Source organism: Pseudomonas sp. BS3767 (assembly GCF_900099665.1).
Classification (GTDB): domain Bacteria; phylum Pseudomonadota; class Gammaproteobacteria; order Pseudomonadales; family Pseudomonadaceae; genus Aquipseudomonas; species Aquipseudomonas cerasi.
Map to the genome: position 1 here is coordinate 33943 of NZ_FNCX01000010.1, position 13693 is coordinate 47635.

At 60.1% G+C, this 13693-nt stretch carries 13 protein-coding genes; 6 read left to right on the forward strand and 7 right to left on the reverse strand.

Translation table 11 applies throughout. The features are described from left to right. Positions 1–8 precede the first annotated feature (8 nt). The 3 genes from BLR16_RS23720 to purE all read right to left on the reverse strand — a co-directional run bounded on the left by BLR16_RS23720 (position 9) and on the right by purE (position 2174). The gene (locus BLR16_RS23720; RefSeq protein WP_002555896.1) at positions 9–254 is read right to left on the reverse strand and encodes a GlsB/YeaQ/YmgE family stress response membrane protein; all 246 of its coding nucleotides are present in this window, start codon (positions 252–254) and stop codon (positions 9–11) included. Positions 255–590: 336 nt separating this feature from the next. Beyond that, a complete protein-coding gene (locus tag BLR16_RS23725; RefSeq protein WP_003349746.1) occupies positions 591–1673 on the reverse strand; it encodes a 5-(carboxyamino)imidazole ribonucleotide synthase in 1083 nt (360 codons plus the stop codon). Positions 1674–1682: 9 nt separating this feature from the next. Then, a complete protein-coding gene (gene purE, locus BLR16_RS23730) occupies positions 1683–2174 on the reverse strand; it encodes a 5-(carboxyamino)imidazole ribonucleotide mutase (protein WP_074808983.1) in 492 nt (163 codons plus the stop codon). A 354-nt stretch (positions 2175–2528) separates the two neighbouring features. On the opposite strand from purE, the gene BLR16_RS23735 reads away from it, so the two are divergent. After that, positions 2529–3161 (forward strand): zinc metalloprotease, encoded by a 633-nt coding sequence (locus BLR16_RS23735; RefSeq protein ID WP_072365332.1) that lies wholly within the window; start codon positions 2529–2531, stop codon positions 3159–3161. A 43-nt stretch (positions 3162–3204) separates the two neighbouring features. Here the strand turns inward: BLR16_RS23735 and BLR16_RS23740 are convergent, their stop codons facing one another. Further along, positions 3205–4116, reverse strand: a complete 912-nt coding sequence (locus BLR16_RS23740; RefSeq protein ID WP_003367967.1) for a LysR substrate-binding domain-containing protein — start codon at positions 4114–4116, stop codon at positions 3205–3207. 315 nt (positions 4117–4431) lie between these two features. Between BLR16_RS23740 and aspA the strand changes: the two genes are divergently transcribed. The 3 genes from aspA to BLR16_RS23755 all read left to right on the forward strand — a co-directional run bounded on the left by aspA (position 4432) and on the right by BLR16_RS23755 (position 8624). After that, entirely contained in the window at positions 4432–5856 is a 1425-nt protein-coding gene (aspA, locus tag BLR16_RS23745) for an aspartate ammonia-lyase (protein ID WP_003367966.1), read from the forward strand. Positions 5857–6138: 282 nt separating this feature from the next. Continuing rightward, positions 6139–7590: an alanine/glycine:cation symporter family protein gene (locus BLR16_RS23750; protein WP_003367965.1), complete on the forward strand. Its 1452-nt coding sequence runs from the start codon at positions 6139–6141 to the stop codon at positions 7588–7590. A gap of 29 nt (positions 7591–7619) precedes the next feature. Continuing rightward, the gene (locus BLR16_RS23755) at positions 7620–8624 is read left to right on the forward strand and encodes an asparaginase (protein WP_003432830.1); all 1005 of its coding nucleotides are present in this window, start codon (positions 7620–7622) and stop codon (positions 8622–8624) included. A gap of 55 nt (positions 8625–8679) precedes the next feature. On the opposite strand, the gene BLR16_RS23760 is transcribed toward BLR16_RS23755, so the two are convergent. From BLR16_RS23760 to BLR16_RS23770, 3 genes are all read right to left on the reverse strand, one after another. Then, complete coding sequence (locus tag BLR16_RS23760; RefSeq protein WP_003316074.1) at positions 8680–9567, reverse strand: bestrophin family protein; 888 nt, start codon at positions 9565–9567, stop codon at positions 8680–8682. Between the two features lie 119 nt (positions 9568–9686). Further along, positions 9687–10898, reverse strand: coding sequence for a YeeE/YedE family protein (locus BLR16_RS23765; RefSeq protein WP_003432829.1), 1212 nt, complete (start codon positions 10896–10898; stop codon positions 9687–9689). Between the two features lie 54 nt (positions 10899–10952). Beyond that, positions 10953–12515, reverse strand: coding sequence for a MocR-like pyridoxine biosynthesis transcription factor PdxR (locus tag BLR16_RS23770; protein ID WP_074808985.1), 1563 nt, complete (start codon positions 12513–12515; stop codon positions 10953–10955). A gap of 89 nt (positions 12516–12604) precedes the next feature. Between BLR16_RS23770 and BLR16_RS23775 the strand changes: the two genes are divergently transcribed. Further along, positions 12605–13243 carry an FMN-binding negative transcriptional regulator gene (locus tag BLR16_RS23775; RefSeq protein ID WP_074808987.1) on the forward strand — a complete coding sequence of 213 codons (639 nt, stop codon included), beginning with the start codon at positions 12605–12607 and terminating at the stop codon, positions 13241–13243. Further along, entirely contained in the window at positions 13240–13686 is a 447-nt protein-coding gene (locus BLR16_RS23780; protein ID WP_058398165.1) for a GNAT family N-acetyltransferase, read from the forward strand. The genes BLR16_RS23775 and BLR16_RS23780 overlap by 4 nt, the downstream gene beginning before the upstream one ends. Positions 13687–13693: the final 7 nt, after the last annotated feature.

Genomic DNA, 13693 nt, shown 5'->3' on the forward strand with positions numbered 1-13693 from the left:
CCTAAGCGTTATTTCTTTTTGATCATGCCGTAGATAACCAGCAGGATGATTGCACCTACCAGCGCGCCGAGGAAACCTGCACCCTCGCCTGCCTGATAGATACCCAGCGCCTGACCACCGTAAGTGGCTGCAAGCGAACCGGCGATACCCAGCACGATGGTCATGATCCAGCCCATGCTGTCGTCGCCCGGCTTCAGAAAGCGAGCCAACAGACCAACGATCAGGCCGATAAAGATGGTTCCAATGATACCCATGCCATTTCCCTCTGTATTAAGTGAATACGCCCGGGCTGACAGCAGCCCCGACCTACTGCTATCTGAGAACGACGAGAGGGAATGGTTCCGGCGCAATGGCCAGTTTGCTTCGGGGTGGAGAATTCTTCATGAATGACGGGGCTGAACCTACCTGAACGGAGGCCAGGCGTCTCGAACAGTGCTTCAACGCGAAGCATCGGCACGACAGTTAGAAACGCTCGTTGCGCACGCTCTGCGTGGGAATGCAGTTCTCGACGCTCCGTGTCGCAAAAGGACGCGGCGTCTCCTGAAACTGCGTGCCAACGCGGAGCATCGGCACGCTAGCCGTGGGCCTGATCAGCCTTTGATCAGCGCTTCTACCAACTTCACCTGACGATCCAGCGTTGCGCGGTCAGCGCTGCGAACCGTGGCGTGTCCGACCTTGCGGCCAGCCTTGAACGCCTTGCCGTAGTGATGCAGGTGGCAGTCTTCGACAGCGATGACCTTGTCCACTGCGGGCACTTCACCAATGAAGTTGAGCATGGCGCTTTCACCGACCTTGGCTGTAGAGCCCAGCGGCAGACCGGCAACCGCCCGAAGGTGGTTTTCGAACTGGCTGCACTCGGCGCCTTCGGTGGTCCAGTGACCGGAGTTGTGGACGCGCGGCGCAATCTCGTTGGCTTTCAGGCCACCGTCGACCTCAAAGAATTCGAATGCCAGCACGCCCACGTAATCCAGCTGCTTCAGGACGCGGCCGGCGTAGTCTTCGGCCAGTGCCTGCAAAGGATGATCAGTGCTGGCGATGGACAGACGCAGGATGCCGCTGTCATGCGTGTTGTGCACCAGCGGGTAGAACCGGGTCTCGCCATCACGCGCGCGCACGGCAATCAACGACACTTCACCGCTGAACGGTACGAAGCCTTCCAGCAGGCACGGCACGCTGCCCAGCTCGGCGAATGTGTCGACCACATCGGCTGCCGAACGCAGGACCTTCTGGCCCTTGCCGTCATAACCCAGGGTGCGGGTTTTCAGCACGGCAGGCAGACCGATGCTGGCTACTGCAGCATCCAGGTCGGCCTGCGACTGGATATCGGCGAATGCCGGCGTCGGGATGCCCAGGTCCTTGAACATGCTCTTTTCGAACCAGCGGTCACGCGCAATGCGCAACGCTTCGGCGCTCGGATAGACCGGTACGAACTGTGACAGAAACGCCACGGTCTCGGCCGGAACGCTTTCAAACTCGAAGGTCACCAGATCGACTTCATCCGCCAACTGACGCAGATGATCCAGATCGCCGTAATCGGCACGCAGATGCTCGCCAAGTGCCGCAGCACAGGCGTCCGGCGCAGGATCGAGAAAGGCGAAGTTCATGCCCAGCGGCGTACCTGCCAATGCCAACATGCGGCCCAGCTGGCCGCCACCGATTACACCGATCTTCATGGAAAAACCTCAGGCGTGGCGTGGGTCTGGATTGTCCAGGACGCTGTCTGTCTGTTCAGTGCGAAATTTCTTCAGCGCTGCGTGGAATTGCGGGTACTTTGCGCCGAGGATGCTCGCTGAAAGCAGCGCTGCGTTGATTGCACCCGCCTTGCCGATCGCCAGGGTCGCGACCGGGATACCGGCCGGCATCTGCACGATCGACAACAGCGAGTCGACACCCGAGAGCATTGAAGACTGCACCGGAACGCCCAACACAGGCAGGTGGGTCTTGGCAGCGCACATGCCCGGCAAGTGAGCGGCACCACCAGCACCGGCGATGATCACTTCAATACCACGGCCTTCCGCTTCGTCGGCGTACTGGAACAGCAGATCCGGTGTGCGGTGCGCTGACACCACCTTGACTTCAAAAGGGATGCCGAGCTTTTCCAGCATATCGGCGGTGTGGCTAAGGGTGGACCAATCGGACTTGGAGCCCATGATCACGCCAACCAGTGCGCTCATCGTCGTGCCTCTCATCGGGCGCCCGCAGGCGCGTCTGAAAACAACAAGCCACGCGGGGGAACCGGCGTGGCTTGTTGTACGAATAATGACCGGTTTAACCGGCCAAAGGCCGCGCAGTATACCGCAAAGCGCCAGGATGACAGCCCCCATACGCTCAACCGTCCAGGTTTTTATAGCGGAAGGCAGCACGGAAAAATCCGGCAGAGAGTCGGCACTTGTACTGCACACTAATCAAACAAGGGCTACTGCGATAGATGTCGATCCTGATTTCCTGTCAACGCCAGTTGCTATTAGATCTCCGGCACCGGACTACACACGGCCCGGCCACAATCCACCTACTCAAGGATGAGTGTGATGATCAAGAAATATACAAGCTGTCTGGTGCTATGTGCGCTGGCGCTGAGCCATGCGGCATGGGCCAACAATAGCGCCTCCAGGCAACCGTTGACCCTGTACCTGGTTCTCCACAACGACACGTCACATCACGGCACCCAGGAACTACGCCAGGACTACTTCGCCTGGCTCATAAAAGATCTGGAAAGCTTCACGGGTCGTTATGTGCGATTGGCGTTCATTCGCGACGTCCCGGGCCTTACTGACTTCGCTTATCAGAGCGACGATGTAGACGAAACCTATTACGCCTGGAAAAACAGGATGGATCGGTATGTCATCGACCACGGCCTGGAGCGCAACGCGACCACCAAGTACCTGCTGTTGACTCAGAACAGGATCAACTCAAAGACTCTGGGCGCCAGCACCGACAAAAGCTACACAGGCATAGCCTCACTGGAAACATTCGCAATCCCCGCGCACGAGCTGGGCCATATGCTCGGCGGCACTCATGAGGCCGCAGAGGTTATCTATAAGGGGGGATGGTGGTGTCAGACGAATATCATCGAAAGCCACGAAAAAATACGCTCCAATTGCTATGTCTACAGCGACGCCAACAAGCAAATCATTGCTGATCATCTGAACAGATTTCCCTGAGCAGACCAGGGTCGCTCTCCGGCATCGCCAGGAGCGGCGCTTGTCACCGGGAATCTGGCGCCGCCGCACCTTCAAGCTTGCGCCACAACAGGCGCACGTTGGCCTTGCGCACCAGTGCGCAGCGGTACAGGCGGATCTCCAGCGGCACATGCCACTGCGGTCCGCCACACACCACCAGTTCACCGCGCGCCAGCTCGGCGCGCACACTCAGTTGCGGCACCCAGGCAATCCCCAACCCTTCCAGCGCCATGCTTTTCAAGCTGTCGGCCATGGCCGTCTCGTAAACCGTCGTGAAGCGCAGATTGCGCTGACGCAACAACAGGTTCACCGACCGCCCGAGAAAGGCCCCGGCGCTATAGGCAAGCAGCGGCACACTGCCCTCGCCTTCCATATCGAATAACGGCCGCCCCTCGGCATCGGCGGCACAGACCGGCAACATCTCGGTGTGGCCCAAATGCAGCGAGGGAAAGATTTCGGCGTCCATCTGCAGCGCGGCATCGGGATCGTAGAACGCCAGCATCAGATCACAGCCACCTTCGCGCAACGCATGCACCGCGTCGCCGACATTGGTTGCCACCAGCCGGGTGGCAATGTTCAGCCCTTCGTTGCGCAATTGGGCGATCCAGCGCGGAAAGAACCCCAGTGCCAGAGAGTGCGCCGCAGCCACCTGCATGACCTCGCCCTGCCCGCCTTCCAGGTGATGCAGATGACGCACGACTTCGCCCAGTTGCTCGACCACGGTACGGGCCGTGACCAGAAACAATTGTCCGGCAGCGGTCAACTCGATGGGCGTACGCGAGCGATTGACCAGTGTCAGCCCCAATGCCGACTCAAGACTGCGAATACGCCGGCTGAATGCCGGCTGAGTCACGAAGCGACGCTCGGCGGCCTGAGAAAAGCTGCGAGTGGCCGCCAGGGCGCTGAAATCCTCCAGCCATTTGCTTTCCAGATTCATCAGGTCCTCCCGGACAATGGATGACGGCTTCGACAGGCAATTGCGCGTGCCCTGCGGCACCAGTTTGCAGCGTCCTGGTGGGACGCCCGGCGAAGCGAGGCGGATACATACCCTGACGGCGCAGCAAATGTGACCGAAGAAGCGCACCGGTGCGACATTTTGCCCCCTTTACGCACTGAACGGAATCCAGGTCACGCGCTGATTATGCCGTTATTGCATAGGCCAGCGTTTAACAGCATTGGTCAATCGAAGACGGCAAGCCCACTATTCGTGGCGTTCCGGCATTGTCCGTGCCTTTTTGAGACTTTTTTTATCATGTCCTCGCCTGCATCATCGCGCATCGAAAAAGACCTGCTTGGTGTTCTCGAAGTACCTGCCAACGCTTATTACGGCATCCAGACCCTGCGAGCGGTGAACAACTTTCACCTCTCCGGCGTGCCGCTTTCGCACTACCCGAAACTGGTAGTCGCGCTGGCCATGGTCAAGCAGGCGGCAGCAGATGCAAACCATCAGCTCGGACACCTCAATGACGCCAAGCATGCGGCGATCAGCGAGGCCTGCGCCCGCCTGATCCGCGGCGACTTCCATGATCAGTTCGTGGTCGACATGATTCAGGGCGGCGCCGGCACGTCCACCAACATGAATGCCAACGAAGTCATCGCCAACATCGCTCTGGAAACCATGGGTTTCGAGAAAGGCGAATACAAACACCTGCACCCCAACAACGATGTCAACATGGCGCAGTCGACCAACGACGCCTACCCCACCGCGATCCGTCTGGGTCTTCTGCTGGGTCACGACGCCCTGCTCGCCAGCCTGTCCAGCCTGATTCAGTCCTTCGCCGCCAAGGGCGAAGAATTCAACCATGTGCTGAAGATGGGCCGCACCCAGTTGCAGGACGCCGTTCCAATGACCCTGGGTCAGGAGTTCCGCGCCTTTGCCACCACCCTGACCGAAGACCTCAACCGCCTGCGCAGCCTGGCACCCGAGCTGTTGACCGAAGTGAACCTGGGCGGAACCGCCATCGGTACCGGCATCAACGCCGACCCCGGCTATCAGAAGCTGGCGGTCGATCGTCTGGCGCTCATCAGCGGTCAGCCTCTGGTGCCTGCTGCCGATCTGATCGAAGCGACCTCCGACATGGGCGCCTTCGTGCTGTTCTCGGGCATGCTCAAGCGTACCGCGGTCAAGCTGTCGAAAATCTGCAACGACCTGCGCCTGCTGTCCAGCGGCCCGCGCACCGGCATCAACGAAATCAACCTGCCGGCACGCCAGCCAGGCAGCTCGATCATGCCCGGCAAGGTCAACCCGGTGATCCCGGAAGCGGTCAATCAGGTTGCTTTCGAAATCATCGGCAACGACCTGTCGCTGACCATGGCTGCCGAAGGCGGACAACTGCAGCTCAACGTGATGGAGCCGCTGATCGCCTACAAGATCTTCGACTCGATCCGTCTGCTGCAGCGCGCCATGGACATGCTGCGCGAGCACTGCATCGTCGGCATCACCGCCAACGAACAGCGCTGCCGCGAGCTGGTCGAGCATTCGATCGGTCTGGTCACCGCCCTGAACCCCTACATCGGTTACGAAAACTCCACCCGTATCGCCCGCATCGCGCTGGAAACCGGCCGCGGCGTGCTGGAACTGGTGCGTGAAGAAGGTCTGCTCGACGACGCCATGCTCGACGACATCCTGCGCCCGGAAAACATGATCGCTCCCCGTCTGGCCCCCTTGAAGGCCTGACAGGGAATGACCTGCGCAACCTGCTCACCAGATTGAGGGCCTAGACACCCCTCAATTTTTTGAGGGTCTGGGAGTGATTCTCCAGACCCTTTTTTTTGCCCGCAGCAAAGGGCTCCGACACTGGACCCAGAGCCTTCGGCACACCACTTTTGCGGAGCCATCCGTGGAAGTATTCATTCATCGTCGCGAATGAAGAATCAGCCGTACAAGAAAGCGACTACAGACGTAAAAACTTTGCACCGGTATAGTGCGCCCCCTCAAAAGTAGCGAGGAATAACAAAAATGCTGGAAATGATTAACGACTTTCTCTCCGGTAAAGTACTGATCGTACTTATCGTAGGCCTGGGTAGTTACTTCACGATCCGCTCGCGTTTCGTTCAGTTTCGACACTTTTTCCACATGTTCTCGGTTTTTCGCGACAGTCTGCGCAGCAGCGCGGGCCAGTTGAGTTCGTTTCAGGCCCTGATGCTCAGCCTTGCGGGCCGCGTCGGTGCCGGTAACATCGCAGGCGTCGGCATTGCCGTGACGCTCGGCGGTCCGGGTGCCGTGTTCTGGATGTGGGTGACCGCACTGGTCGGCATGGCCAGCAGCTTCATCGAGTGCTCCCTCGCTCAGCTCTACAAGCGCAAGGATTCCGAAGGCCAGTTCCGTGGCGGTCCGGCGTTCTACATCCAGCACGGTCTGGGTAAACGCTGGCTGGGCATGGTCATGGCCGTACTGCTGCTGGTGACCTTCGGTTTTGCCTTCAACGGCCTGCAATCGCACGCTGTGACCGACTCGCTGAAAAGTGCGTTCAACGTCGACACCCGAACCACCGGCATCTGTCTGGTCGTACTGCTGGGCCTGGCCTTCGTTGGTGGCATCAAGCGTATCGCGGCTATTTCCGACCTGCTGGTTCCGGTCAAGACCCTGATCTACATCGCGGTCACCATCTACGTCATCGTCCTGCAGATCGACCACGTTCCCGGCATGCTGATGACCATCGTCAGAAGCGCCTTCGGCCTTGATCCGGTATTCGGCGGCCTGATCGGCAGCGCGATCGTGATGGGCGTCAAACGTGGCGTCTTCGCCAACGAAGCCGGTCTGGGCAGTGCGCCCAACGTGGCTGCCGTGGCACACGTCGAGCACCCGGTAGCGCAGGGCGTGGTTCAGGCGTTCAGCGTGTTCCTCGACACCTTCGTGATCTGCACCTGCACCGCCTTGCTGATTCTTCTGTCCGGTATCTACGACATCGGCTACGACGGCAACGGTATCGTTCTGGCACAGAACTCGCTGGCAGCCGTAGTCGGTGACTGGGGCAGAATCTTCATCAGCGTAGCGTTGGCCCTGTTCGTCTTCACCTCGATTCTCTACAACTACTACCTGGGCGAAAACAGCCTGCGGTTCCTGTTTGGCGAGAAGATCCAGACCATCATCATCTACCGTATCGCGGTGCTGGTATTGATCATGTGGGGTGCCGTCGTCGACCTGAAAGATGTACTGGCGTTCGCCGACATCACCATGACCATGCTGGCGTTCGTCAACCTGATCGCGCTCGCAATGCTGTTCAAAGTCGTCAAGCGCATTTTGAACGACTACGATGCGCAACGCCGGGCCGGGGTCAAGACGCCGGTGTTCGATTCCAGTCAGTTCCCTGATCTGGACCTGGACCGCAACGCATGGCCGGCCAATCCGACCCGTCAGTCGACACAGGACGCCGAAGCGGCAGCCAAGCCTGTACCCGAAGCACGATAACCACCGCGACACTACGCCGGAGTAGAGCCATGCCTCATGACGCACAACAACCAGCCCAACGCGTAATGGTTCTTTACACCGGCGGCACCATTGGGATGCAGGCCAGCGCCAACGGCCTGGCACCGGCCTCCGGTTTCGAAGCGCGAATGGCCGGGCAACTGGCCGAGCACCCGGAACTGGTGGTGCCGCAGTGGCACTTTCGCGAGATGTCGCCGCTGATCGACAGCGCCAACATGACGCCTTCCTACTGGTTGCGTCTGCGCGAGGCGGTGATCGAGGCGGTTGAGGTCGACGGTTGCGATGCGGTGCTGGTTCTGCATGGCACCGACACCCTGGCGTACAGCGCAGCGGCGATGAGCTTCCAGTTGCTGGGGTTCAGCGCACCGGTGCTGTTCACCGGCTCTATGCTGCCTGCCGGCGTGCAGGACAGCGATGCCTGGGAAAACGTCAACGGCGCCCTGCTGGCGCTGGGGTCGGGTCTGGTGTCAGGCGTTCAGTTGTATTTTCACGGGCAACTGATGACACCTGTACGCTGCGCGAAAATTCGCAGCTTCGGCCGTCAACCGTTCGCACCGCTGCAACGCTCGCGTGGCGGCCATGCGGTGGTTTCGCTCCCTGACGCATTGAACTATCGCCAGCCGAAGACACTGGCAGAGGTCGCAGTATTACCACTGTTTCCGGGTGTCGGTGCTGCTCAGCTGGACGGTTTGATCAATAGCGGTATCCGCGGTCTGGTGCTCGAGTGCTTCGGCAGCGGCACAGGCCCAAGTGACGATCCGCAATTTCTGGCCAGTCTGGAGAACGCCCGAGCGCTGGGTGTCTGTGTGGTCGCGATTACCCAGTGCCATGAGGGCGGTGTCGAACTGGATGTCTACGAAGCGGGCAGCCGACTGCGTGGTGCAGGCGTGCTCTCCGGTGGTGGCATGACCCGTGAGGCCGCGCTCGGCAAGCTGCATGCGCTGCTGGGCGCACGCCTGACGACCGAGGAAGTACGGCGCCTGGTCGAACTGGACCTGTGTGGCGAGCTGCGTTAAGCGGCTACTTCTGCTTTACCCGAGGCGTCACGCACTCGCGCGACGCCTCACCCCTTCATGAAGCCTTGCATTCTTCCTGCGCGCCCCTGAGCATCGAATCCAGATTGCGCTCGATGTTTTCGCACAACGCCGTCATCTGAATCTCATGTTCACTGGCACGGAACGGGCTCTGCAGGTCAGTACCGATCTTCTCGATCGCCAACAGCATGAAACCCACCACCGTCGACGCCAGCGGCGTGAACCAGCCAAGGGTCTCCACCAGACCAATCGGTACGATAAGGCAGAACAGCGTGATGAACAGGCGCGGAAAGGCTACGTACGGATAAGGCAACGGTGTATTGGCAATACGCTCCATGCCGCCCTGGCAATTGGAGATGTCCACCATGGTCGACTCCAGACGTGCCAGACGAATGCTGTCCAGCCGCCCGGCCTGATACTCCTTGGCCAACAGCGCAGCCGACGTATTGAGCAGGTCGTTGGGAAAGTTGTTGGTGTCGTGACGACGTTCAAATTCCTCGCGAGGAATCAGCATCTGAACCTCATCACCACATTTGGCGCCCTTCAGGTGCGCAGACAGGCACTTCACATACGCGACATGGCGACGCAACAGTGTGGCCTTGACCGGGTTGATCCCGTCGTCATCCTCGACCAGCGTCAGCACTTGCCGAGCGAAGCTGCGTGAACTGTTGACCAGCGCACCCCATAGCGTCCTGGCTTCCCACCAGCGGTTATAGGCACTTGAGTTGCGGAAGCTGGTCAGCACCACCAGCGCCGAGCCCAGCAGGGTCAACGGCATGGACGGCAAGGTGATCTTGCGTTCCAGGTAGAGCATGAAGTCGACCGTGACAATCACGTCCCAGATCAACAGCCAGAAAAGCGACCATCCTACGTAGCCGATGGTCTTGCCGAGAAAACGGATTTTCGAAATGATCGTTTGCTGCAAAAGAACCACCCCATCGAAAAATAAGCGAACCGCATACGCACAGTTACCGCATGGCCTTTGAATACGAAACCGGCAGTTGGTTCGCAAGCGGCCCGCTTGTCTCGGGGTTTCAGACGTTTTCAGCAGCCATTAAGAGCCACCTGTGGACGCTCGCCGGTGAAGAAAATCGGCCGCAGGCGGACACCAACGACGTTACCGGCGTAGGCCGCTACCAGCCACAGCCAGCCGTGCAGGCTGCCGGATGCGATACCGCTGAAGTACGCACCGATGTTGCAGCCGTAGGCCAGTCGCGAACCGTAGCCCAGCAGCAAGCCGCCGATGACCGCCGCCACCAGCGAGCGCGTGGGGATATCGAGGCTGGGTGCAAAACGACCTGCCAGACCTGCCGCCAGCAAGGCACCGAGCATGATGCCGATGTCCATCACACTGGTGATGTCTTCCCACACCGGAGCCGCCAGCGCCTTGGCGTTGGCAGCGCTCTGCCAGAACACCCAGCTGCCGACGTCTACCCCCAGCCCGCTGGCCGCTTTTGCACCCCACAGCGCGAACGCCGAGGTGATGCCCCACGGACGACCGGCCAACGCCAGCGTTGCGTAATTGAGAAGCGCCAGCGCGACAGCGCCCCAGACCAGAATCCACGGCCCGCGCAGCACACGACTCAGACCGCGATGGTCCGTGGCTGGCGGCGTTTCAAGCTGGCCATGACGGCGCTTTTCGAGCTTGACGGTCACCAGGGCGATCAAGCCGAACAGCGCCAGATTGACCAGCAGCGCAGGCAGCACGCCGAAGGTTTTGACCACCGACACCGCCGGGAACGAAGGCAGGGCAAACCACCAGTCGACGTGATGGGTGGCAATCAGTGAGCCGAGGATGAAAAACAGCAAGGTCACCAGCATCCGCGCATTGCCACCACCGGCAGTGAACAGTGTGCCGGACGCACAGCCACCGCCCAGCTGCATGCCGATGCCGAAAATGAACGCGCCGACGACAACCGAAATCCCGACCGGAGCAACCAGACCAGTGACTGGCTGGCCAAACAGCGTGCCCGCGCCCAGTGCCGGGAAAAACAGCACAACGGCGACCGCCAGCATGACCATTTGCGCGCGCAGGCCTGCACCCCGCCGCTCGCGGATGAACACCCGCCAGGCCGAGGTGAAACCAAATGCCGCGTGATACAGCGTTACGCCCAACGCCGCGCCGACGATCCACAGCATCACCTGACGGGTGCCGACACTGAGCAGAAGGAACTGGGCGCCCATCAGCAGCAGGAACAGCGCGGCCAGCGGCGCGCCGAACTTGCGTCCGGGTGTTGCAGTAAGAGAGTTGTTCATGGGTATCTCAAGGACAGGTAACAGAAAGCACAGATTATACGCCTGCCAACGGGACTACTCGGACCAGACCTCGCGCAGCCTGTTCAATGCCTCGACCATCTCGTACTCGGGCACTGCGGCAAACCCCAGCACCAGCCCGGCCCGGTTATCCACAGGCTCAGTGGAATCAGGCAGCCAGTAATCACTCAGGGCATTCATTTCGACCCCGACGCCATTGGCCTTGGCAATCAGCGCCTGCTCACGCGCCACGCTGTCGACCTTGACCATGACATGCAGCCCGGCAACCCCTCTGGGCATTGTCGCGCATCCCGGAATATCGGCAGGCCAGTTATCCAGCAGCACATTGCGCCGACTGAGCGCCGCGCGCCGCATGCGACGTATGTGTCGCTGGAAATGACCCGACGCAATAAATTGCGCCATGACCGCCTGAACGCCAATTTCAGTATGGCGCATGTCCACGGCCTTGCGCTGGCTGAACATCGGCACCAGTTGCTCTGGCAAAACCAGATACCCGAGGCGCAGCGCCGGGAAGGCGATTTTGCCGAACGTCCCGACGTAGAGCACGCGCGCGTTGCGGTCGAGCGCGGCCAGAGGCGCCAATGGTGAACCGCTGTAGCGATACTCACCGTCGTAATCATCCTCGACAATCCAGCCTTGGTGTTTCTCGGCCCAGGCCAGCAATTCCAAGCGCCTTGCCAGGCTCATCACCACGCCGGTCGGGTACTGGTGTGAAGGTGTCACGTAGGCCAGGCTGCAGTCTGCCTGCTCGAGGTCGGCGCAACGCATGCCTTCGTTATCCACAGCCACCCCGTGCAATCGGGCACCTGCCAGTGCAAACGCATGACCGGCCGCCCGATACCCCGGATTCTCAACGGCGACGCCCTCGCCCGGGGCAAGAAGCAACTGTGCACAAAGGCTGATCGCATGCTGTGCACCACTGGTGATCACAATTTGCTCAGCACTGCAATGCAGCCCACGCGATGAGCGCAGGTAGACCGCAATCAGTTCACGTAACCGCGAGTCTCCCGCCGCTGACCCATAACCGAGCTGAGCAAGGTCCGGCTTGCGCCAAAAAGCGGCATACAGCTTGCCCCACAAGGCAAAGGGGAAAAGATCGAACGCCGGTACGCCTACCCGAAAGGCCCGCGGCCTACCCGTTGGTGGTTCATGCAAACGATGCTTTTCGAGCAGCGCGCGTGTCGGGTTGTGGATAACTTCACAGGAGGAATCTGACGGCATTTCAGCCGCGATTGTGGACAAACCTGTGCGTAAGCCTGTGGATACACCTGTGGGTAAGTTGGTGGATAGTTTTTTACGGCTTGCCCGTCGAGGCGAAGAGTTTGCTTCAGAGAGCTGCGCGACATACGTGCCGTCGCCAACGCGCCCTTCAATGAAGCCCTCGGCATACAGCTGGTCGTAGGCCCGTATCACGCTGTTACGGGAGATGCCCAGTGAATGTGCCAAATCGCGGCTGGCTGGCAGGCGCGTGCCGCTGCTCAGGCGCCCATCGAGGACCTGCTGGCGCAACAGGCTATAAAGCTGCTTGCTCAGGCCCTGATTCGGGTCCAGCGCGATACCGGTGAGCGTGGACGGAAACGCAACGGGGACATCAGGCATGCATTGGCCCTATTGAAACTATCAAAAATGGATCTTACATCAGACCAATGCCTTGCCTACGATCCGGTCATCAGCCAAGGATATTCCCCATGTACATCCCCGCCGCTTTCAAGGACAACGACACACCGAGCCTGCATCAGCAGATGGAGCAGACGCGCCTGGCGATTCTGGTCACTGACGGCGCAGAGGGCTTGCAGGCGACCCACCTGCCGCTGCTGTTGCGCCGCGACGAAGGCCCCCGAGGCACACTTTACGGGCATCTGGCCAAAGCCAATCCACAGTGGCAGCAGTTGAGCTCCGGCGCCGAAGCACTGGTGGTTTTTCCTGGCGGCGATGCCTACGTCAGCCCGTCGTTCTACCCAGGCAAGGCAGAGCACGGCAAGGTCGTACCCACATGGAATTATGTGGCCGTGCATGCCTATGGGCAGGCCGAGGTTTTTACCGACGTCGCGCACTTGCATCAATTGCTGGCTGACCTGACCCATCGCCATGAATCCGGCCGGGCGCAACCCTGGTCCATTGACGATGCGCCGGCGGACTACATCGCAAAAATGCTTGGAGCGATTGTCGGATTCGCCATTCCGGTGCAGCGGCTACAGGGCAAACGTAAACTCAGTCAGAATCGCAACGCTGCGGACATGGCCGGTGTGCGCGACGGCCTCGCCGCAAGCCAGGATGCAAATGACCAACTGATCGCTCGCTTGATGAGCGAAGGAAGCAGCTCATGACCGATGTGCGAATTCGCCCCGTTAGCGTCGACGATCATCACGCGTGGCTGCCTCTGTGGCAGGCCTATCTGCGCTTCTACAACACCGAGCTGGCCGAAGGCGTCAGCGACACCACCTGGCAACGCCTTGTGGCCCCAAACGAACCGACTCACTCGGCGCTCGCCTGGCTGGGTGACGAGGCGGTGGGCATGGTGAACTTCATCTACCATCGCTCCAACTGGAGCATCAATAACGCCTGTTACCTGCAAGATCTGATCGTCGCACCCGAAAAACGCGGAACAGGCATCGGCAGGCGACTGATCGAGTTTGTCTATGCCACGGCCAAGGCAGACGGTTGCGACAAGGTGCACTGGCTGACCCACGAAACCAACGCCACGGCCATTCAGTTGTACGAGCGAATCGCCGAACGGCCCGGCCTCATACAATTTCGCAAAGCACTCTGAAACAGGA